The 25,469-nt window shown below is 50.2% G+C and carries 23 protein-coding genes and 1 tRNA gene; 9 read left to right on the plus strand and 15 right to left on the minus strand.

The window, feature by feature from the left end:
* Nucleotides 1–34: 34 nt before the first annotated feature.
* From LG219_RS02480 to LG219_RS02495, 4 genes are all read right to left on the minus strand, one after another.
* Entirely contained in the window at nt 35–1,333 is a 1,299-nt protein-coding gene (locus tag LG219_RS02480) for a chitinase N-terminal domain-containing protein (RefSeq protein WP_226762962.1), read from the minus strand.
* On the minus strand, nt 1,333–3,045 hold the full coding sequence (gene recJ, locus LG219_RS02485) for a single-stranded-DNA-specific exonuclease RecJ (protein WP_226762963.1): 1,713 nt from the start codon (nt 3,043–3,045) through the stop codon (nt 1,333–1,335). Before recJ ends, LG219_RS02480 begins: the two co-directional genes overlap by 1 nt.
* A gap of 133 nt (nt 3,046–3,178) precedes the next feature.
* Complete coding sequence (locus tag LG219_RS02490) at nt 3,179–4,171, minus strand: hypothetical protein (RefSeq protein ID WP_226762964.1); 993 nt, start codon at nt 4,169–4,171, stop codon at nt 3,179–3,181.
* Between the two features lie 64 nt (nt 4,172–4,235).
* Nucleotides 4,236–4,568: a YnfA family protein gene (locus tag LG219_RS02495; protein WP_226762965.1), complete on the minus strand. Its 333-nt coding sequence runs from the start codon at nt 4,566–4,568 to the stop codon at nt 4,236–4,238.
* A 173-nt stretch (nt 4,569–4,741) separates the two neighbouring features.
* On the opposite strand from LG219_RS02495, the gene frmR reads away from it, so the two are divergent.
* The 3 genes from frmR to fghA all read left to right on the plus strand — a co-directional run bounded on the left by frmR (nt 4,742) and on the right by fghA (nt 7,125).
* Nucleotides 4,742–5,017, plus strand: a complete 276-nt coding sequence (gene frmR, locus LG219_RS02500) for a formaldehyde-responsive transcriptional repressor FrmR (protein WP_226762966.1) — start codon at nt 4,742–4,744, stop codon at nt 5,015–5,017.
* Nucleotides 5,018–5,049: 32 nt separating this feature from the next.
* A complete protein-coding gene (locus tag LG219_RS02505; protein ID WP_226762967.1) occupies nt 5,050–6,159 on the plus strand; it encodes an S-(hydroxymethyl)glutathione dehydrogenase/class III alcohol dehydrogenase in 1,110 nt (369 codons plus the stop codon).
* Between the two features lie 126 nt (nt 6,160–6,285).
* Nucleotides 6,286–7,125, plus strand: a complete 840-nt coding sequence (fghA, locus tag LG219_RS02510) for an S-formylglutathione hydrolase (RefSeq protein ID WP_226762968.1) — start codon at nt 6,286–6,288, stop codon at nt 7,123–7,125.
* Nucleotides 7,126–7,145: 20 nt separating this feature from the next.
* On the opposite strand, the gene LG219_RS02515 is transcribed toward fghA, so the two are convergent.
* Together LG219_RS02515 and LG219_RS02520 are read right to left on the minus strand one after the other, a co-directional pair.
* Entirely contained in the window at nt 7,146–8,546 is a 1,401-nt protein-coding gene (locus tag LG219_RS02515) for a patatin-like phospholipase family protein (protein ID WP_226762969.1), read from the minus strand.
* Between the two features lie 50 nt (nt 8,547–8,596).
* Nucleotides 8,597–10,015, minus strand: a complete 1,419-nt coding sequence (locus tag LG219_RS02520; RefSeq protein ID WP_226762970.1) for a TolC family protein — start codon at nt 10,013–10,015, stop codon at nt 8,597–8,599.
* 206 nt (nt 10,016–10,221) lie between these two features.
* On the opposite strand from LG219_RS02520, the gene LG219_RS02525 reads away from it, so the two are divergent.
* Genes LG219_RS02525 through LG219_RS02535 form a run of 3 tightly spaced genes read left to right on the plus strand, consistent with a single transcriptional unit; the run spans nt 10,222 to nt 13,530 of the window.
* Nucleotides 10,222–10,473: a YtcA family lipoprotein gene (locus tag LG219_RS02525; protein ID WP_226762971.1), complete on the plus strand. Its 252-nt coding sequence runs from the start codon at nt 10,222–10,224 to the stop codon at nt 10,471–10,473.
* A gap of 22 nt (nt 10,474–10,495) precedes the next feature.
* Nucleotides 10,496–11,530, plus strand: a complete 1,035-nt coding sequence (gene mdtN, locus LG219_RS02530) for a multidrug transporter subunit MdtN (protein ID WP_226762972.1) — start codon at nt 10,496–10,498, stop codon at nt 11,528–11,530.
* A complete protein-coding gene (locus tag LG219_RS02535; protein WP_226762973.1) occupies nt 11,527–13,530 on the plus strand; it encodes an FUSC family protein in 2,004 nt (667 codons plus the stop codon). Before mdtN ends, LG219_RS02535 begins: the two co-directional genes overlap by 4 nt.
* 131 nt (nt 13,531–13,661) lie before the next feature.
* Here the strand turns inward: LG219_RS02535 and LG219_RS02540 are convergent, their stop codons facing one another.
* The gene (locus LG219_RS02540) at nt 13,662–13,823 is read right to left on the minus strand and encodes a hypothetical protein (RefSeq protein WP_226762974.1); all 162 of its coding nucleotides are present in this window, start codon (nt 13,821–13,823) and stop codon (nt 13,662–13,664) included.
* A 225-nt stretch (nt 13,824–14,048) separates the two neighbouring features.
* Nucleotides 14,049–15,455: an MFS transporter gene (locus LG219_RS02545; RefSeq protein ID WP_226762975.1), complete on the minus strand. Its 1,407-nt coding sequence runs from the start codon at nt 15,453–15,455 to the stop codon at nt 14,049–14,051.
* Between the two features lie 68 nt (nt 15,456–15,523).
* On the opposite strand from LG219_RS02545, the gene LG219_RS02550 reads away from it, so the two are divergent.
* Nucleotides 15,524–15,931, plus strand: a complete 408-nt coding sequence (locus tag LG219_RS02550) for a helix-turn-helix domain-containing protein (RefSeq protein ID WP_226762976.1) — start codon at nt 15,524–15,526, stop codon at nt 15,929–15,931.
* Between the two features lie 185 nt (nt 15,932–16,116).
* Here LG219_RS02550 and LG219_RS02555 read toward each other — a convergent pair whose 3' ends face one another.
* The 7 genes from LG219_RS02555 to LG219_RS02585 form a co-directional block, all read right to left on the minus strand.
* On the minus strand, nt 16,117–17,226 hold the full coding sequence (locus LG219_RS02555; protein WP_226763198.1) for a DUF1513 domain-containing protein: 1,110 nt from the start codon (nt 17,224–17,226) through the stop codon (nt 16,117–16,119).
* A complete protein-coding gene (locus tag LG219_RS02560; RefSeq protein ID WP_226762977.1) occupies nt 17,226–18,203 on the minus strand; it encodes an imelysin family protein in 978 nt (325 codons plus the stop codon). The genes LG219_RS02555 and LG219_RS02560 overlap by 1 nt, the downstream gene beginning before the upstream one ends.
* Before the next feature lie 50 nt (nt 18,204–18,253).
* Nucleotides 18,254–18,556, minus strand: a complete 303-nt coding sequence (locus LG219_RS02565) for a cupredoxin domain-containing protein (RefSeq protein WP_226762978.1) — start codon at nt 18,554–18,556, stop codon at nt 18,254–18,256.
* A 95-nt stretch (nt 18,557–18,651) separates the two neighbouring features.
* On the minus strand, nt 18,652–20,058 hold the full coding sequence (locus tag LG219_RS02570) for a di-heme oxidoreductase family protein (protein WP_226762979.1): 1,407 nt from the start codon (nt 20,056–20,058) through the stop codon (nt 18,652–18,654).
* 109 nt (nt 20,059–20,167) lie between these two features.
* Nucleotides 20,168–21,304: an imelysin family protein gene (locus LG219_RS02575; protein ID WP_226762980.1), complete on the minus strand. Its 1,137-nt coding sequence runs from the start codon at nt 21,302–21,304 to the stop codon at nt 20,168–20,170.
* 386 nt (nt 21,305–21,690) lie between these two features.
* Nucleotides 21,691–21,780, minus strand: a tRNA-Ser gene (locus LG219_RS02580).
* Nucleotides 21,781–21,867: 87 nt separating this feature from the next.
* Nucleotides 21,868–23,388, minus strand: a complete 1,521-nt coding sequence (locus LG219_RS02585) for a fumarate hydratase (protein ID WP_250647133.1) — start codon at nt 23,386–23,388, stop codon at nt 21,868–21,870.
* A gap of 115 nt (nt 23,389–23,503) precedes the next feature.
* On the opposite strand from LG219_RS02585, the gene LG219_RS02590 reads away from it, so the two are divergent.
* Both LG219_RS02590 and LG219_RS02595 read left to right on the plus strand, forming a co-directional pair.
* Complete coding sequence (locus LG219_RS02590) at nt 23,504–24,298, plus strand: NUDIX hydrolase (protein ID WP_226762981.1); 795 nt, start codon at nt 23,504–23,506, stop codon at nt 24,296–24,298.
* A gap of 232 nt (nt 24,299–24,530) precedes the next feature.
* Entirely contained in the window at nt 24,531–25,412 is an 882-nt protein-coding gene (locus LG219_RS02595; protein WP_226762982.1) for a DMT family transporter, read from the plus strand.
* The last annotated feature ends 57 nt before the right edge of the window (nt 25,413–25,469 follow it).

Below are 25,469 nucleotides of genomic sequence, written 5' to 3' on the forward strand. Positions count from 1 at the left end.
ACCGATCCAAAGCAAGACCAGCAAGATGCAGCAGTTAACGCGGCAACGCTGGCACAGTCACCGGCACCGCATCAATACACTGTTTAGCACGGCATAATTTCACCAGCCAATTGGCTAGCCGCGTTGCCGGAGTGCCCTGCCAGCTACCACACCACACGCCTGCTTGGCAGGGTTGACTGATTTTTTGACTAAACATCACCTGTCGCCGATCCGCATCAAGCAATAACCAATGATCGGGTGCCACACTGGGGCCGGTGGTTTGCCAGCTCACAATCACCTGCCCTACCGGTAAGCCATTACCCAGCTCTGGATCGGCATCGGTATAGACTTTAACGCTCGGCTGACTGGGCGCCCAATTAGGCCCCAACATGGCTTCGACTGTTACTGGCGCAGATTCACTGCACAAATTGGCATTACATAACCGAATCGACAGTGAATAAACCCCATTGACTAGCGGCAACTCAACTTGCGCCGATTGGCTGTTTTCTGTGGTTTCGGTAAATTGACTGGAACGATAAATCGCTTTGCCCGCCTGCAACACTTCCCATTGCGTCCCCACATTACCCCAGTACACATCCCATTTGAGCAACGCTTTGCCGTCGGTGATCACCGGCGCAGTCCATGCCAATTCAGGCGGCGCGGGTTTTTTGATGACCGCGGCCGCATCCCCAGCAGTCTCAGCCCAAGTTTGTGCGTAGGCATGACTGCACTGCGGCGCGGCCAATGTGCCACGACACAAGCTCACTTGCCACTGATGCAGACCCGGCTCAAGTTGCTCGATGGTAAAAACGCCACCTTGCACGTCTTTTAATGAGACCTCTTTCACATCATGACTCTGGATCGAATCCAGCGAATTGGCCGCATTGGGGCGTAACGGTCGAGAAATAAAGTCTTTGCCGCGATAACGCAGTTGCTGATTATCCCAAACTTCCCACCACTGCCCGACCGCGCCAAAGCCATTTTGCCAGCTCAAACTAAATCGGCCAGCCTTCACTTGCGTCGGCACAACATCTAAAAACGGTTGCTGCGGCGTATCATCAATCACCGCCCCTAGCGTTGCAATTTGCTCGCTCGGGCGAACAAATTCTGCCGGCACAATGGCCGGATCATTTTGCACTGGCGGCGCGGGCTCGGGTAAGGTTTCGCATTCCATTAAGCCCATAATCAACGATGGCTGACACGCCAATTGCGAGCGCGACGCCATCTCGGCGCTGGGTAATAAAAAGCCTGCCTGAGCCACGCCCAATCCGCCCAATAAGCCATACACCGCAGCCAAGCGTAAGCATAATTTCATCGAACGTGAGATCGGTTGAAGCCAGCGCGGTTGAGCCATTATTTTGCCTCGTCCGGTTTTGCGCAGGCTTGGGTATGTTCCAGCTGCAATTGCAATATCCGCTCGCCTCTAAATTCATTGACGCTGATTTTATAAACCGCCGAGATATGTCGGGGTATTGGCTCGCAGTAATTAAACTGCATGGCCTCTAGCACAATACCCAATGGCGTCTCCAGCTTAAGCTTGCTGTGTTTTTCACCCACAATGCGCTGCTCCAGCACTCGAAACTGGCCTTGAAATACCGGAGCCGGAAAACCTTGCCCCCAAACTTGGCGCTCTAACCCTTCGGCCGTAGCCAATACAAAAGCGTCTGGCGGCAACTCGCCATCGGTTTCGATCACGCGACTTAAATCGCCTTCATTGAGTAATTCTCGACATACCGCCTCAAAAGCGCTTTTAAATTCGGCAAAATCGACCACATTTAACGACAAACCCGCCGCCATCGCATGCCCGCCAAATTTAGCAATCAAATGCGGATGGCGTTTGGAGACTAAATCGAGCGCGTCGCGCAAATGCAAACCAGCAATTGAGCGCCCCGAGCCTTTGATCTCATCACCATTGCCATTGGCAAAAACAATGGTTGGCCGATGAAACCGATCTTTCATTCGCGACGCCACAATCCCCACTACGCCTTGATGCCATTCGGGATTGTAAAGCGCAATACTAAAGCTATCGTCCACCGCCACACTGGCCAATGCCAACTCGGCCTCGGCGCGCATGCCGTGTTCAATCTCGCGGCGCGCTCGATTTAATTGATCGAGCTCACGCGCCAAAGGCAACGCCGCCTCTTCACTGGCAGCCAGCAAAGTGTTAATCCCAAAGCTCATATCGTCCAGCCGCCCGGCGGCATTCAGGCGCGGCCCCAAAGCAAAGCCTAAGTCAAAGCAACTGGCTCGGGCATGAAAACGCCCCGCAGCATTAAACAAAGCCATAATCCCGGGCGCAGCGCGACCGGCGCGCATCCGTTTTAAACCTTGCTCCACCAAAATCCGATTATTTGCATCGAGTTTAACCACGTCGGCCACCGTGCCTAAGGCGACAATATCGAGCCATTGCGCCAAATTAGGCTCGGTTTGCTCAGCAAAAGCGCCGCGCTCGCGCAGTGCGGCGCGCAATGCCATCAACACATAAAACATCACGCCCACACCGGCCAGATTTTTACTGGGGAATCCACAATCGGGCTGATTGGGGTTCACAATCAACGCATCGGGCAGCGTATCGGCCGGCAAATGATGGTCGGTAATCAACACCTCAATACCCAGTGCTCGTGCAGCCTCAACCCCAGCATGACTGGCGATGCCATTGTCGACGGTAATAATAATATCGGGCTGACGCTCGGCCGCCAAAGCGACAATTTCCGGCGTTAAACCGTAACCGTATTCAAAGCGATTGGGTACAATAAAATCCACGACTGCGCCAAATGCCGCCAAGCCTTTCATCCCCAATGCGGTCGCAGTAGCACCGTCGCAATCGTAATCACCGACAATCAACATCCGTTGCCCAGCGGCAATGGCATCGGCTAAACGCACGCCCATTTCGGTGGCATTTTTAAGCTGACTAAACGGCAATAAATGTTTCAGTTGATGCTCTAATTCTTGCGGCTGCACCACGCCTCGCGCCGCGTAAAGCCGCGCATGCAGTGGTGAAAATCCAGCGTGTAATAAGGTTTGCTCCAAATGAGCAGGAACGGAACGAGAACGAATGGTGAGCACAGCAACCCTTAATCAAAAAAACTAGACCCAGCCAAGGCGCTGTTGATGTTGACGGAAATCGCGCTAGCGCGACCAGAAAACAAACCTCAACAGCACGTTGACTCAGCACTACAAAGCATAAATCGCGACCATTTTAAAATGGCAGTCGAGGGCGACGCCAAAAACGATACAAATCCAAGCGAGTAATCCGCACTTGCGTGCCAGCACTGAGGAATGTCAGCGTCAGCGATTGCAACTGGCCACACTGTAATTGCGCCAACAGCGGTGCAAACCAAACCGTCTCTAGCCACGACCATTGACTGCGCCACTCGTAAGCATGACCATAAATCGCGTCCACACTCAATTGATCGAGCACCACGATGCTGTCATGCTCTGGTAAGTCTGCCACTGTAGCGACACTGGCCACACCGCGCTGACCCACCAAGGCCGCAACCTGATGGTCGCCACCGAAAACCGCAGCTTTGGCGGGCGCAATAGCGCCAGCGCGATAGTCCACACCGCCAGATAAATGCACGCTATTGATCATTGCAATCCCAGCCGCGTCGCGCTCATCATTCACGCGATGACCATACATCACCATTTGGATTTCATTGAGCACCGCATTCCACTGCAAAGCCTGCTCGCCTTGCGGCAAATAATCTTGCAGATTGCCACCCAAAGCTTGGGCAAGCGACGTGAATTGCAGTTGTGGATCGGCAGGTAAACGTAAATACCACCGGCTCGGTGTGGCCGCGACAAAGAAAAAGCCATCTTCAGCAAACTGCTGATTGAGTGCCGCCACCAAAGCGTCGGCCTCGGCTTGGCTAATTTGCAATAAGGGCACACCCAGTATCGTGAGTCGATCACGATCAATGCGTAAATGGATTGGATCGCAGCACAACCAATAGCCAGATTGCACGTCGGGGCAATCTTGCGCCAAAGTGAGTGCGGTCAATGAAGGCGGCGTGTCATAGAGCTGGTGCGCCAAATAATCGGCGGCTGTAGCGCATGGGCCCATCGGGCTGCGCTGGTGCTGCCCCTTGCCATACAGAATGGCCAAGGCCGGCAAGGTTAAATCGCGGTTCATTAAAGGGCGTAAGTCTTCGTCACGCCAGACGGAATCGGGAATAATCAGTTCATAGTTCATTATGCTGATTTTACACGGAACACACGCATCACCGAAAAGCGGCGTGAATTAAAATTAAAACCGCTCAATCTAAGCCCGGCTGAAAAGCAATCAGCGCCATACCCAGCAAAGCCAAAGCCGCACCCAACACATCCCACCGCGTTAAAGCCACCCCGTCCACCACGCGCAACCACACTAAGGCCACCGCAATATACATTCCACCGTAGGCCGCATAAGTTCGCCCCGCAGCATTTGGATGCAGCGTTAGCCAATAGGCAAACAGCGCCAATGACACCGCCGCCGGAAGCAAATACCACGCACTCGCGCCTTGCTTAACCACCCGCCACACCCAATAGCAGCCGACAATTTCAGCCAACGCCGTTAAAGCAAACAATAAAAACCAGCGAATCCATTCCAAAATCAAACTCCTTCGTCAGCTCGATTAAACAGGCAAAACCATGATGCCCTGCATCCCACGGAGCAGTACGCAAAGTACACATAGATACTGCATACTACCATAGAGTATCCGTTGCATTTTAGTATACTGGGGTATAGTATAAAAGCCGTCTAATCAAGAACAAGCCAACGTCGATGCCCAGCAGCCCAGCAGAAAAAAAGAAAGTCCTTACTCGAATTCGTCGCATTCGCGGGCAAATTGATGCTTTAGAAAAAGCCCTAGAAACCGGCGCCGAATGCCGCGCCATTTTGCAACAAGTATCCGCAGTACGCGGCGCGACCAATGGGCTAATGGCCGAAGTGCTTGAAAGCCATATCCGAGAAACATTTGACGCCACCGAAGGCGGTAGCAGTGAACACAATGCCTCAATTAATAACACCATTGAATTAGTCCGCGCCTATCTTAAGTAATCAAACGAATACGCAATCAGGAAATCAAACCCATGAAATCACGTGCCGCCGTCGCTTTTGCGCCAGGAAAACCATTAGAAATCATCGAAATTGACGTCGCCCCACCGCAAAAAGGCGAAGTTTTAATTAGAAACACCCACACCGGCGTTTGCCATACCGATGCATTTACGCTGTCGGGTGACGACCCAGAAGGCGTTTTTCCTGTTGTACTCGGACACGAAGGCGCAGGCATTGTGATTGAAGTCGGCGAAGGAGTGACCAGCGTCAAACCGGGCGACCATGTGATTCCGCTGTATACCGCAGAATGCGGGGTCTGTGAATTTTGTCAGTCGGGCAAAACCAACCTTTGCGTTGCGGTTCGCGAAACACAAGGCAAAGGACTGATGCCCGACGGTACGACGCGTTTTTCCTACAACGGCCAGCCGATCTACCACTATATGGGCTGCTCAACATTCAGCGAATACACCGTCGTGGCTGAAGTGTCTTTAGCCAAAATCAATCCACACGCCAACCATGAGCATGTTTGCCTATTGGGTTGCGGCGTCACCACCGGCATTGGCGCGGTGCATAACACCGCCAAAGTTCAAGCGGGTGACTCGGTCGTGGTTTTCGGTTTAGGCGCCATTGGTTTGGCCGTGGTGCAAGGAGCGCGTCAAGCCAAAGCCGGACGCATCATCGCCATCGACACCAACCCAAGCAAATTTGAACTCGCCCAACAATTTGGCGCGACCGATTGCATCAACCCCAAAGATCACGACAAGCCGATCAAAGATGTGCTGCTTGATATCAATAAATGGGGCTTTGACCATACTTTTGAATGCATCGGCAATGTCAACGTGATGCGCGCAGCGCTCGAAAGCGCGCATCGCGGCTGGGGGCAATCGATTGTGATTGGTGTTGCCGGATCCGGCCAAGAAATTTCAACCCGCCCTTTCCAACTGGTCACTGGGCGAACATGGATGGGCTCGGCATTTGGCGGCGTAAAAGGCCGCAGCCAATTACCCAATATGGTTGAAGACGCCATGAAAGGCGATATTGAACTCGCTCCTTTTGTGACCCACACCATGGCGCTCGATCAAATTAACACCGCATTTGAATTGATGCATGACGGCAAGTCGATCCGAACCGTCATTCACTTCTAAGGTCTATTGGCCGCGCGGTGATGATTTTCGCGGGGAATCTAGCCTTGCCAATCGCAATAACCGATAACAACACCCCAAGCTTGCCGCTCAACGGCAAGCATCATCCGTATTTTTCAGGGACCATCGATGCAACAAATCGAAAAACACGCCTGCTTTGGCGGCTGGCAAGAAGTTTGGACGCATGAGTCCCACTTACTGAACTGCCCAATGCGCTTTGCAGTTTACCTGCCGCCACAAGCTAAAGAGCGCAAAGTACCGGTACTCTATTGGCTTTCTGGCCTGACGTGCACCGAGCAAAATGTCATCACCAAATCCGGCATCCAACGCTACGCCGCAGAACACGGCATCATGATTGTCGCGCCAGACACCAGCCCAAGAGGTGAATCCGTTGCCGATGACGCCGCTTATGACTTGGGTCAGGGTGCGAGCTTTTACTTAAATGCCACACAGTCGCCGTGGTGCAATCACTACCAAATGTATGATTACATTCTGCACGAGCTACCTCGCCTGATCACCACGCACTTTGCCGCCAACGAAAGAAAGTCGATCAGCGGCCACTCAATGGGCGGCCATGGCGCACTGGTGCTGGGGCTTAGAAACCCCAATGACTATGTCAGCGTCTCGGCGTTCTCGCCGATTGTTTCGCCAAGCCAAGTGGGCTGGGGACAAAAAGCCTTTACCGCCTACCTTGGGGATGATCGCGCGGCGTGGCAACAATACGATGCCGTTGCGTTAATTTTGCAAGGCCACGACAAAAAGGCATTTTTGGTCGACCAAGGACTGGACGATCCGTTCTACGCCGAACAGCTGTGCACCCAAAACATCGAAAACGCCTGCCAACAGATGCATATCGACGCGCAAATTCGCTACCACGCAGGATATGACCATAGCTACTATTTTATCGCCAGCTGGATCGAAGATCACGTGGCTTATCATGCCAAGCAGCTCCAGCGCTCAATCGAATAAGCACGTTTGCCCAAGCCCGATTAATGGCGATCAACGGCAAGTTGAAGCCGTTGAATTAAATCTTGATATTGCGGTGATTTTTTTAATAACGCATGGCTTAGTTGCCGCAAACGATCGACTTGCTCCGGCGCAAGCACAAAGCTCGTGGGTAGATTATCAAAATACGCTCGCTCAGCGTCGTCTTCGATTTGTGCAAAACTCAACACAATCGGCGTAACGGTGATGGGTAAGTCGGCCTTACCATTGAGCTGCCCTTGTAAACGTCGTGATCGATTCAGTGCTTTGGCCATATCCTCGATCAAAGAAATGGTCTCATAAGAATATTGATCGATCGGTGTGCCAATGGCCCGCAAAGCGACCTCAAACTCGTTAGGCGGCTGAGCGGATGTACCCCAGGTCAGGGTTGGGCTCGACGAGGCATTCACAATGATAAATGCAATATTTTTAATTGCCGCTTCGCCATTGGCCTCTCGTTTCTCTTGAATCAGTGGCAGAGCCTCAAGCAACTCTAAAATTAACCGCGCGCCCAAATTGTCCGATATACCGCCATCGGCAAGATGTAGAAAAGGCCTTTTATCACTATTTTGTATCGATTTAAGTTCGCGAATTCTTTGCAAGGTACGAATCGGCAAATCATTTTTATTTTTAGCCAATTGAAGTGCCTCATCGACCCACGCTGGAATATTAGCGCCACAATGAAGACCGTAATTATTAAATGTAATTGGCGTAAATAAGATAGGTACGGCTGATGAAGCCGTCGCCGCTCTGGACAACTTCACTGCAGATAAATCAGAACAAATTAGATCAAAAAAATCTTGCGAAAACGTAAAGCGAAAACTCGATGCCGCTTCGGTTGCTGAAACGAGAATTCGTGGGCCTTTTTTATCGAGTAAATCACCAAAAGTGGCATTATTAAATAATATTTCATCGTAATACGCCTGACTCATATCGGAACGGCTATAGGTCGGCTGCCACATATTGGGCCAGTTGATGGGATTGATCCATTTATTAAATAGTGTGCCTTGCACATTTCGCTTTAAAAAGCGGGCTTCATATTCTTCAAATAAACGTTCCCCATACAAGCCATAGGCCAATGCGGTAAAACTACCGCCCGAAACCCCAGTAATGTAATCGACTTCTTCGAGTAAGTTGTTTGCCCCAGCCCTGCCATGAATCGGGGTGGCACGTAACGCTTCTAATACCCCATAAGAGAAGGCCGCAGCACGCGTCCCTCCGCCAGAAAAAGCCAGCATAAACACAGTTGCCGGATCTTGCGCCTTTAATTCTGAGCCATGAAAAAATCGATACCCCTCACTCACGTCCACCTGACTAATGGGTGGATTAATCGATCGAGTAGCGCAAGCACTCAAGAGTATGGCGTAGATCAAAACCAAAGCATGAGAAGCGATTTTTATGCGCATGCGGATCCTAAAAAGTCATGATTTGGTCAATACCAAGGCAATAAACATCACTACTGAATGAATTTTTCCGCAGGAGGTACGTCGAGCAGACTCGTTGCTAAAGCCAATGCTGCCGAAGCGGTTTGCACTAAGCCGATGCTCTCTTCATCGCTGGCCTGGGCACGAATTAAATCCGTGTGCGCATTGGTCACCTCAATCAGACTGGCAACACCATAACGGTAAGAATCAAACACGGCTTGATAAGCCGCGCTCGCTGCCGTTTTAAACGCCAAGGCTGCGGCGCGTTTATTCATGGCCACTTTCAGGGCATTATGGGTTTTCCATACCTCGCGAACCGCTTGATCACGAGCCTGCTTAAGCTCGTATTGCGCCTCTTGGCGGCGCGATTGCGCCAAGGTGACTTTGGAATGGCCATAGCCACCATCAAAAATAGGCACATCCAAAGACAGCATGATGCCGTACTGCGGCTGAGTGGTACGCAATGTTTTGCTTTCTTCAATACCAATACTGTTTAAGGTGTAACCGGCATTCACCGACAAACCCAGCTTAGGCCGCTCTTCTGCCCGTGCTTGTTCAATTTCTTCGGTCCGAGCGTTGAGCTCGGCTTCACGCATTTTTAGATCGGGACGATGCTCTAAGGCTTGTTTCACCAAGACATCAATCGACTGCAAAAACAGCGCAGATTGGATCTCTGGCTGTTCCGCTGCGATGTTCAACTGACTAGAAGGCGCCAGCCCCACAATATCCAAAAAACGCAGATAAAGTTCACTTTCTGCCGCACGAACCTCAGTCAATTGATAATGCGATTGTGCCAATTGCTGCTGTGCTTGCAATACATCGGGCTTAGTCGCCATACCTGATTTTTTTCTTGCTAACGTGGCCGCCAACAACAGCTGACTTTGTGACTCAGCCGCTTCAAAGATTTTGATCTTAGCGCGTAAGCTATTGAGCGAGTGATAGTGACGAATCACTTCAAAAACCAATTTTTGATGCTGACCCGTGAATCCAACTTGCGCCGCCACCATCCTTTGTTGCGCAATATTGACACTCGCTTGGCGCTGACCACCATCGAGTAACAGCCACTTTAACGTGAGCATAGGCGCAACAGCGCCTATGTCTGCGGTGAAATACCCTTTAGGCGTTAACACCGTTTGTGGCAAAGGAAATGAAACGTGCTGAAACCCAGCCAACACCGCGGCCGCAATATGTGGCTTGAATGTACTCTGAGCAATGCCAAGCCCTGCTGCCGCCTGCTTGGCTTTCTCCCAAGCAACTCGAGTCTCAATATTATGCGTAGCCGCCAAATCAATTAAATCACTCAATGACCACACTCGCCCATCATCTACCGCGCCGCCACCAAACTCAGCACCCCATTGAGGCACTATAGGTGGCGCAGCAAGCTCCTCAGCAAAGACCAAGGTACTCGAAAAAAGTAAGGCCAGCAAAGTACAAGAGAACAACCGAGGCATAAATTAAAATCCAAGCAAGACAGAGTGACAAATATCAGATCGCAGCATGATTATGCTTTGCATTGTAAACTAATGCGATAAGATTCAATCAGCAAGCTTATTTTAAAGTTACTAAAAGCCATGCTTGAGATGTAAACATTCAGGTGCGATAATTTGCACTTCGCTTTAAATCGCTCGCTAACTGTCGTTGGCACAGGAGTTTTGCATTGCCCAACGTTGCCGTCGTATTTATTTTATTGTTTTCTAGCATGGCCTACGCCGCTGCCCCTATTCTATTTATGGGTGCATTTTTCCCGGCTTGGCTGGCGGCCATGATCATCGCCTTACCCATGACATTGCTCCTTGTTGCCGCCTTGGCAAGGCTGAACTTAGTCCGCTTTTTGCAGCCACGCGGCTTAATTTATCTGGCTTTTTATGCAATAGTTTGTGCCTTGGTTTGGCTGGCTGCATTGACTTAAAATCACTTATAAGAACCTTAAAATGTCAGATCAAACATCGTCGTTCAAGGGAAAAATCATCAGTGCGGTGATTTTGCTCAGTGCCGTATTGTTGCTTGTGTATGTGGTGAACTTGAATGAGCAAACACCGCAAACTGAAGATGCTTACGTTGATGCCAATCGCATTGACGTCGTATCCCAAGTTCAAGGAAAGATTGCAAAAATGAATGTGCAAGACAATCAATCGGTCAAAGCTGGCGATGTGTTATTTGTGATTGATCCTGAACCTTACCGCTTGCGATTAGCACAAGCTCAAGCTCAGCTTGCATCATTAGAACAGCAAATCATCCTGACTCAGCGCGGAGTCAATGCTCAGCGCTTTGGCGCCCAAGGCGTCAATGAAGGGGTTGCTGCGGCAGAGGCGCAATTAAAACTAGCCACTGCAACCGTCGCCCGACTCGAGCCGCTTCACGCCAAAGAGTACGTCACTAGCGATCAGCTCGATGTTGCCAACACAAAAAAAATTGAAGCGGGTATCGCGGTGCAACGGGCCCGTACCGCAGCACAACAAGCCACGGCCAGCATTAGTGGCACCGACGCGCTACAAGCGCAATTGGTCGGCGCACAAGCGGCAGTTGCTAGCGCCAAATATGATCTGGCGCATACCGAAGTTCGCGCCCCCTTCAATGGCCGCGTGATCAATCTCACCACGGCTGCAGGCGAATTTTCTTCGCCCTCCAAACCGATCTTTACCTTGATCGATACACGGCATTGGTACGTCGTAGCCAATTTTCGCGAAACCGAACTGCAAAAAATTCGTGACGGCGATGTGGCCAAAATTCGACTAATGAATGACCCCAAGCGCGTCTATAGCGCCAAAGTACATGGCATTGGCTTTGGGGTTCATGCTGAGGACAGTGCCCATATTGCAGGCATGCCTTATGTGTCCCGTAAACTGAACTGGGTCCATGTTGCCCAGCGCTTTCCAGTCAGACTGTTGCTGGATAACCCAGAGCCCGCTACGGCATTTCGCATCGGTCTTTCCGCTTCGGTATTGATCGACCCTAGCCACCAATGAATGCTTTAATTGATCTCTTACGTGTCGAGTTACGCCCGACTTCGGGACGTGCCAGTGCCACTTTACGCATCGTGATCACCACTGTTTTGGTGGTCATTATTGCCATGACACTCGAAATACCCGAGGCCGCGCTTGCGGCTTACATGGTGCTCTTTATCAGCAAAGAGGAGTCGTACACCACCCTGCAATCAGGCCTATTACTAATACTGGGATTAACAGTAGGTATAGCCCTGGGGCTTTTGCTCAATATGGCTTTCGTCGACATGCCTATGGCACGTATCACCACAATGATGCTGGCGATTTTTGCCGGCATGTGGCTAGTGCGCACCTTTTTAATCGGCCCCTTAGCCTTCGCGATTAGTTTTGTCATAATGATGACCATGACGTTAGCCGATTTTATTCCTAGCCCAGAACTCATCGTTCGTGCTCACTTGTGGCTATGGGTCGTGATTGCTTTTCCGATTGTGCTCACGATGTTGTCATTTGTGCTCGCACCACAATTTAGCCCTCCACAGCGTTTTCGCGCACAACTGCTCGAACGCCTACTCAGTTGCGACACGGCGCTATCCAATCAAATAGGGGCGCTCGCACTCAAGCCTAACGCGGCCGAACCGGCTTATTGGCTGGCCAATCACATTCACGCTTTATCCAACCTACAGCGTTTATCCCAAAAAAGCACCGCCATCCCAAGTCGCTGGCGAGCCAATGACTCGCTCACACTACTATTCCGGCTCATTCTCTTAAGCCAACAATTGATCACCTCATCCCCAAGTCCACGCACCGCAGAACAACTGCATATCTTGCGCGAAGCCCATGCTCAGTTACGTCATTTAATCGCCGAGCTCCAAGACAATAAGCCTCTACCGAGCAGTACAACCACAGCAGCAGAACAAACACCCAATGGTGATGTGGATCTTTTGCTTAGTGATTTAAGCCTTGTTCTAAACCATTTAAGCCATTTAAATGCTGTGGCTGATCCGCTCGAACCTAAACCCAAACCCGCCTTATGGCTTGCCGATGCATTCAGTAATCCTGAATATCCGCAATTTGCCTTCAAAGTCACCTTGGCGGCCATGTTGTGCTATGTGCTGTACAACTTATTTGATTGGCAAGGCATTCATACCTGCATGATCACCTGCACCATCATTGCTTTATCGAGCAACGGTGCCACAGTACATCGGGGCACACTGCGCATCGCCGGTGCCATCATTGGCGGGATAATGGGCATCGTCACAGTGGTGTTTATTTTTCCACACCTACAAAGCATTGTTGGTCTAGTGATCGTTGTGGCCGCAGGCACGGCCATTGCCGCCTGGGTTTCTTTAGGTAGCGAGCGAATTGCCTATGCCGGCTTACAAATCGGACTGGCCTTCTTTATGTGTGTGCTACAAGGCTTTGGCCCTGCAACCGACTTTGAAATCATTCGCGATCGTTTATTTGGGATTTTGCTGGGTAACGCCATGATGGCCTTGGTTTTCTCATCTCTGTGGCCCGTTTATGCGCAAACACAGCTATATAAACACCTGCAACACTATTTAAAAAATGTCGCTCAAGTATTGCAACAAGGCACGCTCGGCCAGCGCGGTATCGCATTACAAGCAGATTTAGAACAAGCGAGCGATCTCGCTAACTTACAAAGTTTTGAAGCCGTTTTTAGCCCCCCTGCCCAACGTCAAAAAATCGCCCAACAACAGCACCAACTATCCACACTACAAATCCTCTCCCCCAATTTAGCGCTCTTACTTCGCGCCGAAGCCACGCTAAAGCGCGAAAATTTACCACCCGATTTAATTGCGAAACATCAGCAGCAATTAGCGCGCATCGGCGTATTTTTGAGCCAATTTAGCCAAGGTTCACCTGAACTTTCTTTGCTCGAGCAGGGGTTTAAAGCCCTTAAAACACAGACCGACCGTGTGAACAATACGCTAACAACCACCCTCATCCAACAACATCGGCGCGCCTTCGCTTTACTCGCCAACCTCGCCGAAACCCCGCACTAAATCTGCCCCAGCGCATTGATTGTCATGCCAAAGCCCCAAAGCAAGAGTCCGTGCGCCGCACAGGAAATACCATCGCCGCGCACGCAATACGTCACAAAGATTCCAGCGTTTTTGGACGATGTCGTTGTTATTCATGGTGTTTTCTGATTTAGCATTGTGAGATAGCCGCTATAAGCGCAAATACGGTTGCGTGCTTGACCGGTCACTTCGCGCACGATGCAGAGGTTTTCGAGCGCATCGAGTACCTTGCCGATGGTGGCTGGCGTGAGGGTGGTCGCAGTTTGCAAACACACATGCGCGCGGCCGTAATCACGGTGTTGCTAAATCTAGTACTGACCAGCAGGTATTGCGCTCGTTCGCCGGTAGCCGAACGAAAGAAAGGGTAATCCCCCACCTTCGCTTTTTGCGCTCCCGTCAAAATTTTACGATTTTTCTCACTCATCTCGGCCTACCTTTTCATGGCAGAAACCATCTTAAACTGCGGTCTGTTTTGTTGTGGCCACGATACGAGGTGTCCGTTAGTTTCTAATCACAGTCGAGGTATTTGGCCGGTGAGCCAAAAAACTCAACAACAAAGATAAAGCAGCCAACGCAGTGGCCAGTACAAAAGTTCGGCTAAATGCTTGGGTAAGCAGCTCAGGGCTGATTTGATTGAGCGGGCGCGCTGGCAAGTACAGATTAAAGAAAAACGGCATCACAGCCGCGCCGCTCATAAAACCCAAATTGCGCGTTAAGGTGAGCAAGCCCGAGCGCATACCACGCTGCGCTGGACTGGCGTCGAGCATCACACCGCTATTATTAGCCGCCAGAAACAGCTGAAACGCAGGCGTGAGCAGCAACAACGCAAGCAAATATCCCGCAACGCCAAAAACGCGCGGCAGGCTAGCCAGCGCGATCAGCGCCAACACCATCTGCGCTAAGCCCAAGCGTTGCGTCACACGAAAGCCCAGCCGATCACACATTTTCCCTGCGGGTACACCCGATAGTGCCGCCACAATTGGGCCCACCGCCATCACCAAGCCCATCTGGGTCACGCTCAGCCCCAGTGCAAAACTTAAATACAGCGGTCCTACGACCAGTGTCGACATCATCACCGTGGTGACCAGCATATTGGCGAGCAAAGCACCAGCCAAGGCGCGCTCGGCCAGTGCCCGAATCGGCACTAAGGGTGTAGCGCTGCGTAATTCAATCGTACAAAACAGCGCCAAAGCGAGCGCGGCCAGCGCAAAAAGCGCAGCCGGTGACAGAGCAATCCCCGCTGATTGCCCCACCGTGGCTAGCGCATACAGCACTAAGGCCAGCGCGAGTGATAATGCCCCCCAGATGTCATGGTTGGGCGCTGCACCTGCCTGTGCGGGAATGGCCTTCGATTGCATCGCAACCAGCAAAACGAACATGCCAAGCGCAAAGAGCAGCACAAAAATCGACGGCCAGCCAAACTGGCCAATCAAAATGCCACCTAAGCTTGGCCCGAGCGCCGTTCCTATCGCCGACATCGTGCCGAGCAAGCCCATCATTGCGCCCAGCCGATTTTGATGACTGATTTGGCGCGCAAGCGACAAAGGCAATACCATCAACAGCGCCGCCGCCAAGCCCTGAACAGCGCGGCCAGCAATCAATAGCAAGGGATGGATAGCGAGGGCGCACAGCAGCGACATCAACGTAAATAGACCAAGCCCGATGATGAGCATTTTGCGCTGACCGTAACGGTCGCCAAGGCGAGCAGCCGACATGGCGCCGGCAGTAATGGCGATTAGATAGGCCAGAATAAACCACTGCGCCGTGGATACCGGCACGGCAAAGTGCTGTATCAATGTTGGCAGTGCGACGGCGACAATACTGATACCGAGCGAAGCCAGCAAAATGGACGCTGCCAGCGTAAAAAGCAGCGCATGGGGAACTGAAGTTTGTCTCGTGTTGGGCATGTTAGACCTATGCATAAGTGGCGAATGGCACTACTATGCAACCTAAAGCTAACTTGAGGTCAAGCACTATGGATCTAATTGATGTCGGGGAATTGTCTAAGCTCAGCGGCGTGTCCGTTGCGACGCTGCGCTATTACGAAGAAAAAGGCTTGATCCGCGCTCATGCTCGGCACGGGCTGCGGCGGCAATATCAACCCGAAACGCTGACTAGATTGTCTTTGATTCATATGGGCAAGTCGGCAGGTTTTACGCTGGATGAAGTGAAGCAAATATTTTCACCAGACGGCGAAGTGCAATTGCCACGCGATGCTTTACTCAAACGTGCGGACGATATTAATGAACAAATTGCCCGCTTAGCCAATTTGGGCGAATTGCTGCGCCACGTGGCCGATTGTCCAGCGCCAAATCATTTGGCTTGCACACGCTTTCAAGTATTAATGAAGCTAGCAACGCCCAACCCAACAAAGACCCGCTAAGACCACATACATCGAATAACTTCGGCTATTCCATTAAAGAATGAAGGCCGCAATTTGATGGCGAGCGGCCTCTTATTTATCTATCTTCGGCATCGACACATCGGTCTTTGCAGACATTTTCGGAGAGCAATTTGTAATTATCAACCAGACCAGGGACAGTCCATAATTTTCTAATTGAGTTAATTTTAAGATTTAGTATCTGTATTGCGCCCTACATACCCGATCACCAGATGATTATCCCAGCGCGGCCCAGCCGCCTGTTGAAGCTTCGTCAGTGTGGCAGTGTTAGGCTCGAAATGGGCTAAAAAACCACTTTCGCTGCTAATCCAAGCTTGAGCACCATCACTGGCAATGCCCGCAGGACGAGACATCGCAATCGGAGCTAAGGGCGTACCATCACTTCGCCAACGCGCCAGCGCATTGCCTTTCAATGCCGAGATTAAAAAAGTATCTCCCACGGCAGCAATACTCGCACCATAACCTTGCAAGCCATCTGGCTGCGCCGCCACTTGCAATTGCCCTTGGCGCAAAACAGCCAGCAGTGGCGCATTCACGTGGGCAGCCGCATCTCGATATTCGGCTTGCAAAGCGATACCCAAACTGCCATCGGCGGCGAGGGCAAGATGGCGAATACTGAGAGCAGGATCGGGCAGCACATATTCATTGAGCAACGCGCCTGATGGCCAAGCTAGCAATGAGAGCTTGGAATGCATCGCATCAACATTCAGTTTACGCCGTCCAGTCTCTGGCAGCGTTAATATGCCACCATTAGCAATGGCCAGTATATTGCCCTGTTTTAACCAAATCAATTCATGCGGGCCAATACCATGGCTAGGTATCTCGCCAAGGCGTTTCAACGTATCGGTCGAATACAGGCCCAATACACCTTGCCCCGTTTCGCCATTATTCTCAGTTGTAATCAGTGTTTTGCCATCGGGCGTCAGAATTGCGTGGCCAAAAAACTGTCGATCAAATTCAGCATCGATCAATTGCAGCACTTTGCCCTGTTGCCAATCGACCTTGGCCAGCCAAGACCCCAAACGTCGACTCACAATCATCGCTTGGCCATCACTTAAAGGTACAATCCCGTGGCCACGTCCCGGCAAAGTCATCGACGGCGCACCCTTGCTGGTCAGCGAACGGAAAACACCTTGCACCTCGCCGCGGGTATCAGCGTCCCAACTCGCACTCAACAGCACTCGCTCAATGTCACCCACACTCCGACTCGCCGCCCACGTCGGCAACGGCAAGGCCATCGCGGCCAATTGCAATACAAACTGCCGCCGAGTCAACATCAATCGCCATCGCCTTCGGTAAAGCCCAGCGTCAAATCGAGTTTTTCCCCCACTTGAACTTGCACTCGTGCTCTTAAATCAGTAATCGCTTGATGACAAGCCATCCGCGCCTTAGCGGCGCTTTGGGCTAGATTCTGCGGCAAACTTTCGCAACGTTTTTGTACTTGCTGCATCTCTACGCTAACTTGATCGGCCAATTGAGCACTACCTTCCGCGCGTAACCGCTGCACCACTGCTTGCAGTGCCAAATTCATGCCGCCCACTTGCGCCATAAATTGTGCGTGACTACTGCCGCTACGCCATTCAGCAAATTGCTCTGGCTTCACGCCGTCTGCGGTTGGCATCCGTTTTTGCAAACTGCCCATGCTCGAAAGCAACAGGTTGATGTGCTCGGACAATAAATTTTCGCGGAAAAATGGATTTTCTGCCCCGAGTTCGATTCGATAAGTTTGCCACGGCTGATCCAAGAAATGGGCATGACTCGCCACTTGTTGCGCCGTTTTGCTCAAATAAGCACAACGCGCTGGCTGCTTCAGTTTGGCCAACTGCGCTTTGGGTTGGGCATTACCCCACAACAAATATTCAATCGCTGGCAAACCACGGGTAGCGGCGTTGCTGACGTCACCAGTTTGAATGGCGACTTCAATATCATCAGGGCGAGTAGGACGGAAATCAATTTTTCGCCCGATTCGTTCCAGCACCATCGGCCCTGCTGGCGCGGCATCCAGTGCACGCCATGCCTTACTGGTCGCCAACCATGTTTGCCGTGCCTGCTCCAAGTTGTGGGCGTTCGTTTGCGCACACACTAGATCGACCGACCTCATTAATGCATCAGCAGACTGAGTTAACACGGTATGACGTGGCAGATAGGCTGCATCCAACCAAGCTTGCGACCATACTGCATCAGGAACTGATGGTTCGGCTTGCGCCACAACGCTCGCGCAGGCAATCGATAAGCCAAGGAAATATCGTTTCAATTGCAGACTCCATTTTTCAAACTTGGCATCGCGAACGATGCCGAAGCCGTTTATTTAACGACGAGTACGCCTTGCGCACTGGCTTTCTCTTCATTGAGTTCGTCAACGAGTGTGTATTCACCCGCTGCCAACGCCTTCACTTGAATGACTTTGGTTTTACCAGCGGCAATATTTTGTTCAAATATCAGAGGTTTGCTCTCAAATTCCATCAACGTTTTACCCGCACTCACCACCATGATCTCAAGCGCTTTGCCGGCAGCTGCTTCCAACCTTAATGGCCCTAATTTGCCATCGGTTGATGTCATCTTCAGTTTGACCACATCCGCAGCCCTAACCAAACTCGCTGACAACATCAATACTGCCAATCGTATTTTTTCATCTCTCTTATTCCATTTATTTGAAAAATATACGACATGAATTTAGCAAGCGTGGACGCTGATCTTCTGGCTTATAAGGAATTCAAAAATACCCACAAATTTTCGCGATCACTCGCACTCAATTTAAGCACCGCTTGTTTACTGGCTTTCGCTTCACCACCATGCCACAGCACCGCCTCGAGCATATTGCGCGCGCGGCCATCATGCAGGTAGCGCGTATGGCCATTGACTGTTTTCACTAGCCCCAAGCCCCACAATGGCGGCGTTTTCCACTGCTTGCCATTGGCTTTACCGTCTGGACGATGATCGGCCAAACCTTCGCCCATATCGTGCAAGAGCAAATCGGTATACGGATAAATGGTTTGATTCGATAACTGCGGCACGGCGGCAAACTCGCCGGTTTTATAACTTGGCGTATGGCAACTGACGCAGTTGGCGTCTTTGAACACTTGCTTGCCGCGCAGCACGTCGCTAGCATCTGCATCACGGCGCGATGGCACAGCTAAAGTCCGTGAATATAAAATAACCTGATTCAAGATTTTATCCGACACTTCAGGCGTGCCGCCCGATGGCGCTCTCAAGCAATCTTTCTGCTTGGGCATGCATTCTTCATGCGGATTCACGCTGGATGTAATCCCAATATCACCGAGAAACGCACCGGCGCTTTGATGCGCAATACTCGCCACATTGGCTTTCCAACCAAAACGACCCAGCATTTCTTTCTTCGCAAACGCATCAAACACATAATTGGGCATGCCGGCGATGCCTTTGCCTTCTTGCTTTTGCCGCTCAGCATTCGCCAGAATATCTGCTTCGGGTATAGCCTCCAACAGCCCAAGGCCGATCATCTGCGGGGCAATACGGGGGGAGAGCATAATGTCTTTATGCAAGGGGCCGTAAGCCAGCTTGGTTAATTTGTAGTGCGGGCTTTGCAGGCTATACGGCGTACCGTCGGCAAATTGGCCGCTGATTTCCTGATATTTGATTTGCACTTGGCCTTCGGGCTTCACACTCGGAATCGCGCGATTATTAAATTGTCCGCCATACACTGGATCGGGCTTCGGTTCAGGCTGTCCTGGAATCGATAAACGAATCAATAAAGCCATCGGCTGCTCTTGCTGAACACGATTGGCAAAATCTGGCGGCGCGCCACGGCCATCCAGCGTATGGCAAGCGCCACAAGACTGTGCAATAAAGTGCGGACCCAGGCCATCACGTGCAGCCGTCGACGATGGTGCTTCAACCCAAGGCTTGGTAAAAAACGCATTGCCGATTTCAAAATCGGTAACTTGATCATCAGTCAAACCCGGCGCAGGCAAGGAAAACGCATTTTTGCCATGATCATCGGTCGTGCCCATTTCTCCTCCGGGGAATTCTTCGTTCGGCTCAAACAAAGCCAAAATCGCACTGCTTTCATAAGCAAGCACGCTGCCCGCCAATAAACAGCCCAGAAAAGTCAAAGAAAAACGGTTCAACATCAATTCATTCCATCGTTTTTTAAAAAGCTAAAACCCCAGCCTGACGACCGGGGTTTTTCGAAACTAAATCTACGTCTACCTTACTCAGCAAAACACTAAAAAGCTCGGCTTATACACCCGTATTTAGACGCTTGATGCCGAGTTCTTTTGCCGCATCAACCAAATATTTCGACTGCGTTTTCAATGATTCAACCGTCGCCTGTACTCGCTGACGGCCTGGTGCATCTTTTTTACCAATAATTTCTTGATCAAACGGCGCATGAATTGCTTCAGCTAGCTTCACACTACTGGCGATTTGCTTGCTGGTTGCCTCGGCGACTTCGCTATTTTTTTGCGCTACCAGCGCTTTTAAGCTTGCACCTTCAATTACTTCACCACTACGGCGAACATAGCGGCCTTCCCAAGCATTTTGAATCCCCTTCGCGTCGGCCACAATATCGCGGTGCGTATTATCAGAGAAACAAGAATGTTCATCTTCTTGATTTTGCGTATCCAGCGCGACTTCCATACGCTGGCCTGCCAATTCGCCACGGCTTAGGGTGCCCATGCCGGTAAATATTTTCTTGATGCTATCCTTTTCGCCCAACACAAATTTGGCGCGATAATTCTTTGCATCCGGCTGCCATTGCTGCGCCACTTTTTGCAAATCGTCGACCACCATTTTCGTTACCAATTTCAAATATTGTGCGCGGCGCGCGGCATTAGGTGCGGTCGTGAAATCGGTATACGCACGTTGACCTGGGCCATCTTTATTAAAATCTTGCCCCCACAGCAAAAACTCAATCGCGTGCCAACCCGTAGCGATATTTTGCTCGCCGCCGCGTTCGTTCAAGCTACGTAACTTTTGCTCAGTAATGGCGATTTTTGGATTATTAATCATCCCGCCTTTCGCCTTACCTTTCACGTAGTCGATATACACTTCATCTAACGGCCAAGCATTAATAAAACCTTCTAAACCTGCTTCATCATCAATTGGCCCAGCATAAAAACGGAAGGCTTCAGTTTGCCCATACCATTCCCGTGCCTCGAGCCATGCCACTTGCGCGGCCTTTAAACTTTCGGCACTGGGCTGAGCTAGAAATACATCCACTGTGCTTTGCAAATTTTTAGCACTCGCTAAACTATCTTGGTAGCTAACGGAAACAATTACGGCGTAGTGCTTCACAACCTCTTCTTGGGTTAATTCAGCAGCAGATATCCACAGAGAACACGTACTCAACAAGCAAGAAATTACTAATTTTTTCATTTAACTTTGTCCGATATTTTTATGCTATTAACCCACCAAGCAATGACAAGCTTCGCTTTAAAAGCAGAAGGTAAAGGCATCGGCATCAAGGCAGAAGAATTGAACTTGAAATATTCGATGCACTTACACATTTAATTTTATTCATAACCAGAAATTCAGTATTGAGAATCATTTTTATTAAATTCAAAATATACACAAATTGAGAATCGATTTCAACTAAGCTGTGCTACGTAGCAAGTTCGGTGAAAATCTAACAAAAAAAAATTTAAACACGCGTTAAAACCGAGTAGCACGAGGTTTTCGCCAGTAATATGGGGCTAAATGTGGGGGCAGGATCGACAGACAACAAAAAAGCCCTGAATAATCAGGGCTTTAGTTTTAATTTGTGGCGGAGAGAGGGGGATTCGAACCCCCGACAGGAATTAACCTGTGGCCGCTTTCCAGGCGACTAACTTAAACCACTCATACATCTCTCCGCAAGAGAGGCCGAATCATACCGAAGACACCCCTGAATGGCAAGCGCGGCGCGGGATTAATTCAAATCCGGTGCTCGCTCAGCCTAATCAAACTTCAGTGACTGGGATTTTACCAATTTTGGCTTGCCACTCTTTTGGTGCCGTGGCATGCACGGATGTGCCATTGGAATCCACGGCGACGGTAACAGGCATATCGACAACGTCAAATTCGTAAATCCCTTCCATGCCCAAATCGGCAAAGCCCACTACGCGGCTGGCCTTGATCGCTTTCGACACTAAGTACGCAGCGCCGCCAACGGCCATTAAATACACCGACTGGTGTTTTTTGATGGCATCAATCCCAGCCGGGCCGCGCTCGGCTTTACCGATCATGCCCAGCAAGCCAGTTTCTGCCAGCACTTGCTCGGTAAATTTATCCATTCGCGTGGCGGTGGTTGGGCCGGCCGGCCCGATGATTTCATCACGCACGGCATCGACTGGGCCAACGTAATATATAAAGCGCCCAGCAAAATCCACTGGCAGCTTCTCGCCTTTATTGAGCATATCGACCATGCGCTTATGTGCTGCGTCGCGCCCAGTCAGCATTTTGCCATTGAGTAGCAGCGTTTGGCCGGGTTTCCAGGTTGCAACTTCTTCGCGTGTTACCGAATTCAAATCAACGCGGGTGGCGGCGCTGGACGGCGTCCAAGTGACATCGGGCCAGTCTTCCAATTTAGGCACTTCCAATACCGCAGGGCCTGAGCCATCGAGCGTGAAGTGCACATGGCGCGTTGCCGCGCAGTTAGGAATCATCGCCACTGGCAAGCTAGCGGCGTGCGTTGGGTAGTCTTTGATCTTCACGTCAAGTACCGTCGCCAAACCACCCAAGCCTTGCGCGCCAATGCCTAGCGCGTTGACTTTTTCGTACAACTCAACACGCAATTCTTCAACACGATTTTGCGGGCCACGGGCGATCAATTCGTGAATGTCGATTTCTTCCATCAACGCTTCTTTGGCCATCACCATGGCTTTTTCGGCCGTGCCGCCAATGCCAATCCCCAGCATGCCCGGCGGGCACCAGCCTGCGCCCATCAAGGGTACGGTTTTCAGCACCCAATCAACGATCGAGTCTGAAGGATTGAGCATGACAAATTTGGTTTTGTTTTCCGAGCCGCCGCCCTTGGCTGCGATATCAATCTCCACCGTACAGCCCGGCACGATTTCATAGTGAATCACCGCTGGCGTGTTGTCCTTGGTGTTTTTACGTAAGCCTGCTGGATCCATCAAAATCGACGCGCGCAATTTATTGTCGGGGTGCAAGTAAGCACGGCGTACGCCTTCGTTAATCATGTCCGTCACGCCCATCGTCGCGCCGTCCCACTGCACGTCCATCCCAACGCGAACGAACACCGTCACAATGCCAGTATCTTGGCAAATGGGGCGATGCCCTTCGGCGCACATGCGGCTATTGGTTAAAATTTGCGCGATGGCATCTTTGGCAGCGGGGCTTTCTTCTAATTCATAAGCCCGACCCAAAGCTTGGATATAATCCTTTGGGTGATAGTAGCTGATGTATTGCAAGCTATCTGCAATGCTGGTGATGAGATCGTCTTGGCGAATCTTACTCATTATATGCTCCGTGGGGTCCAGTTTTACGCCCAAATTGTAGCGTATCCTGCGGCACTACCGATCATCGGTCTGCTAGATATTTCACCTACATCGTTAAATTTAATTTTTAGAGCTCATGATGCCAACGATCGCCCACTACCTTGCGCAACAACCAGTGTTTAATCCTACGGGATTACTGCCGTTTTATTTCGGCAGTAATCAGCTTGGCTGGGTTGAGCCGGAAATCGCATCGATATTATGTAGTCAGACTCAAGACTGGAAAATAAATCAGCAAACACTCTATCTTGACAGCCTGCAGCCAGAGCAGGCCATGCACACGGCAGCCAAAATGCTGCAGCAGCAAGGCTTAATCCAAGGTTGGCGTAATGAGCAGTACGGGGTCTATGCCCCCAACTCGAATAGCGCCGCCGATTTTACTCAGCCTCTATTGGCATTAGAGCGCGCCGCTTTTCGCCGCTTTGGCCTACTCAGCCGCGCAGTACACATCAACGGCTACTACCCCGATGGCAGCTTATGCATTGCAAGGCGAGCGAAAACCAAGAGTATTGACCCAGACCGATTAGACAACATGGCCGCTGGCGGCATACCCCATGGTGAAGATCCTAGAGATTGTGCAATCCGCGAATTATTTGAAGAAGCGGGTTTTAAATCCCAATTCAGCACTGCGCTGGTATTGCAAGAAACCATCCTAATGCAACGCAATGAAATCGATGGCACTCACCGCGAGCTACTGTATTGCTTTGATTTGGCATTGCCAGCCGATTTTATACCGCACAATCAAGACGGCGAAGTCGCCGCTTTTTATCGTATGTCGCCAGCACAAGCGATCAACGATCTTAGCCAAATGACTTGGGATGCCGGCGTGGTGACGGCTCGTTTTTTACAGCGACAGCAATTTCAGTGCTTGTGATCGTAATAAAACCCTAGACCAACACGAATACCTAATTTGCGTGTCGCGTAATTGACGTAAAACTAATCTAGTCACCAACTTATTAATTAAATAACAAAAAATTAAGGCAAAATAGCTAAAAAATAAAAACCAGCCAATTCATTTAAAAATAATTTCTCATATATTATTTTTTTCAGCTCACGCGAAATGACATAAATAACGCTAAAAAAGCAGAGCAGCAGGAATACAAACCATGCCCAATTATGCCACCTATGCCAAGCTAGCTTTGGTTTCATTGATCTGGGGTGGCACCTTTGTTGCCGGTCGCTATCTATCTGCAGATGTGCCACCATTATTATCCGCTTGCCTGCGATTTTTCTTAGCAAGCATGACATTAATCATCTTCATTAGCATCAAAAATAATTTAATTATTGAATTATCAAAATCACAAATATTGAGATTAATTACACTTGGGTTCTTCGGTGTATTTTTGTATAACGTTTTCTTTTTTTATGGACTGCACTATACCGATGCTTCACGAGCCTCTCTGATTGTTGCGCTCAATCCTGCATTAATTGCACTAACCGCTTTTTTTGTTGAAAAAGAAAAAATATCTCGCACTAATCTAATCGGAATAATGGCCTGTGTAATCGGCGCGATTACCGTTATTCTCAGCAAAAGCACCATTACTCACTCAAGTAGCGAATTATGGAAAGGTGACTTACTCATTTTAGGCTGCGTAATCAGCTGGGTAATCTATACAGTATTTGCAAAAAAAATAGTTTTGGAAATTGGCCCAATTCATACAGTGACTTATTCTGTGATTGCAGGTACGAGCATGTTATTTATGGCGCTTATTTTTCAAGGCGGAGATAGTATTTCAGCGATGACCTTAATCACGCAAAAACAAATATGGAGTCTGGTCTATCTTGGCATTATTGGATCGGCTTTAGCTTATATTTTGTATTACGACGGAATACAAAATATTGGTGCGACAAAGGCCGGCGGATTTATTGCGCTCAATCCGCTATCTGCCGTGATCCTTAGTTTTTTAATTCTTGGCGAGCAGTTCAGTATTTCCATGTTGCTCGGCGGCATCATCGCCATTACGGGCATCTATTTTTGCAACAAATAGCGCGCTCAATGAACACAGGAAAAGTGACTTCTATAAGCATCGCATTTCAATAAAAAC

Source organism: Deefgea salmonis, from assembly GCF_020531905.1.
GTDB classification, from domain to species: domain Bacteria; phylum Pseudomonadota; class Gammaproteobacteria; order Burkholderiales; family Chitinibacteraceae; genus Deefgea; species Deefgea salmonis.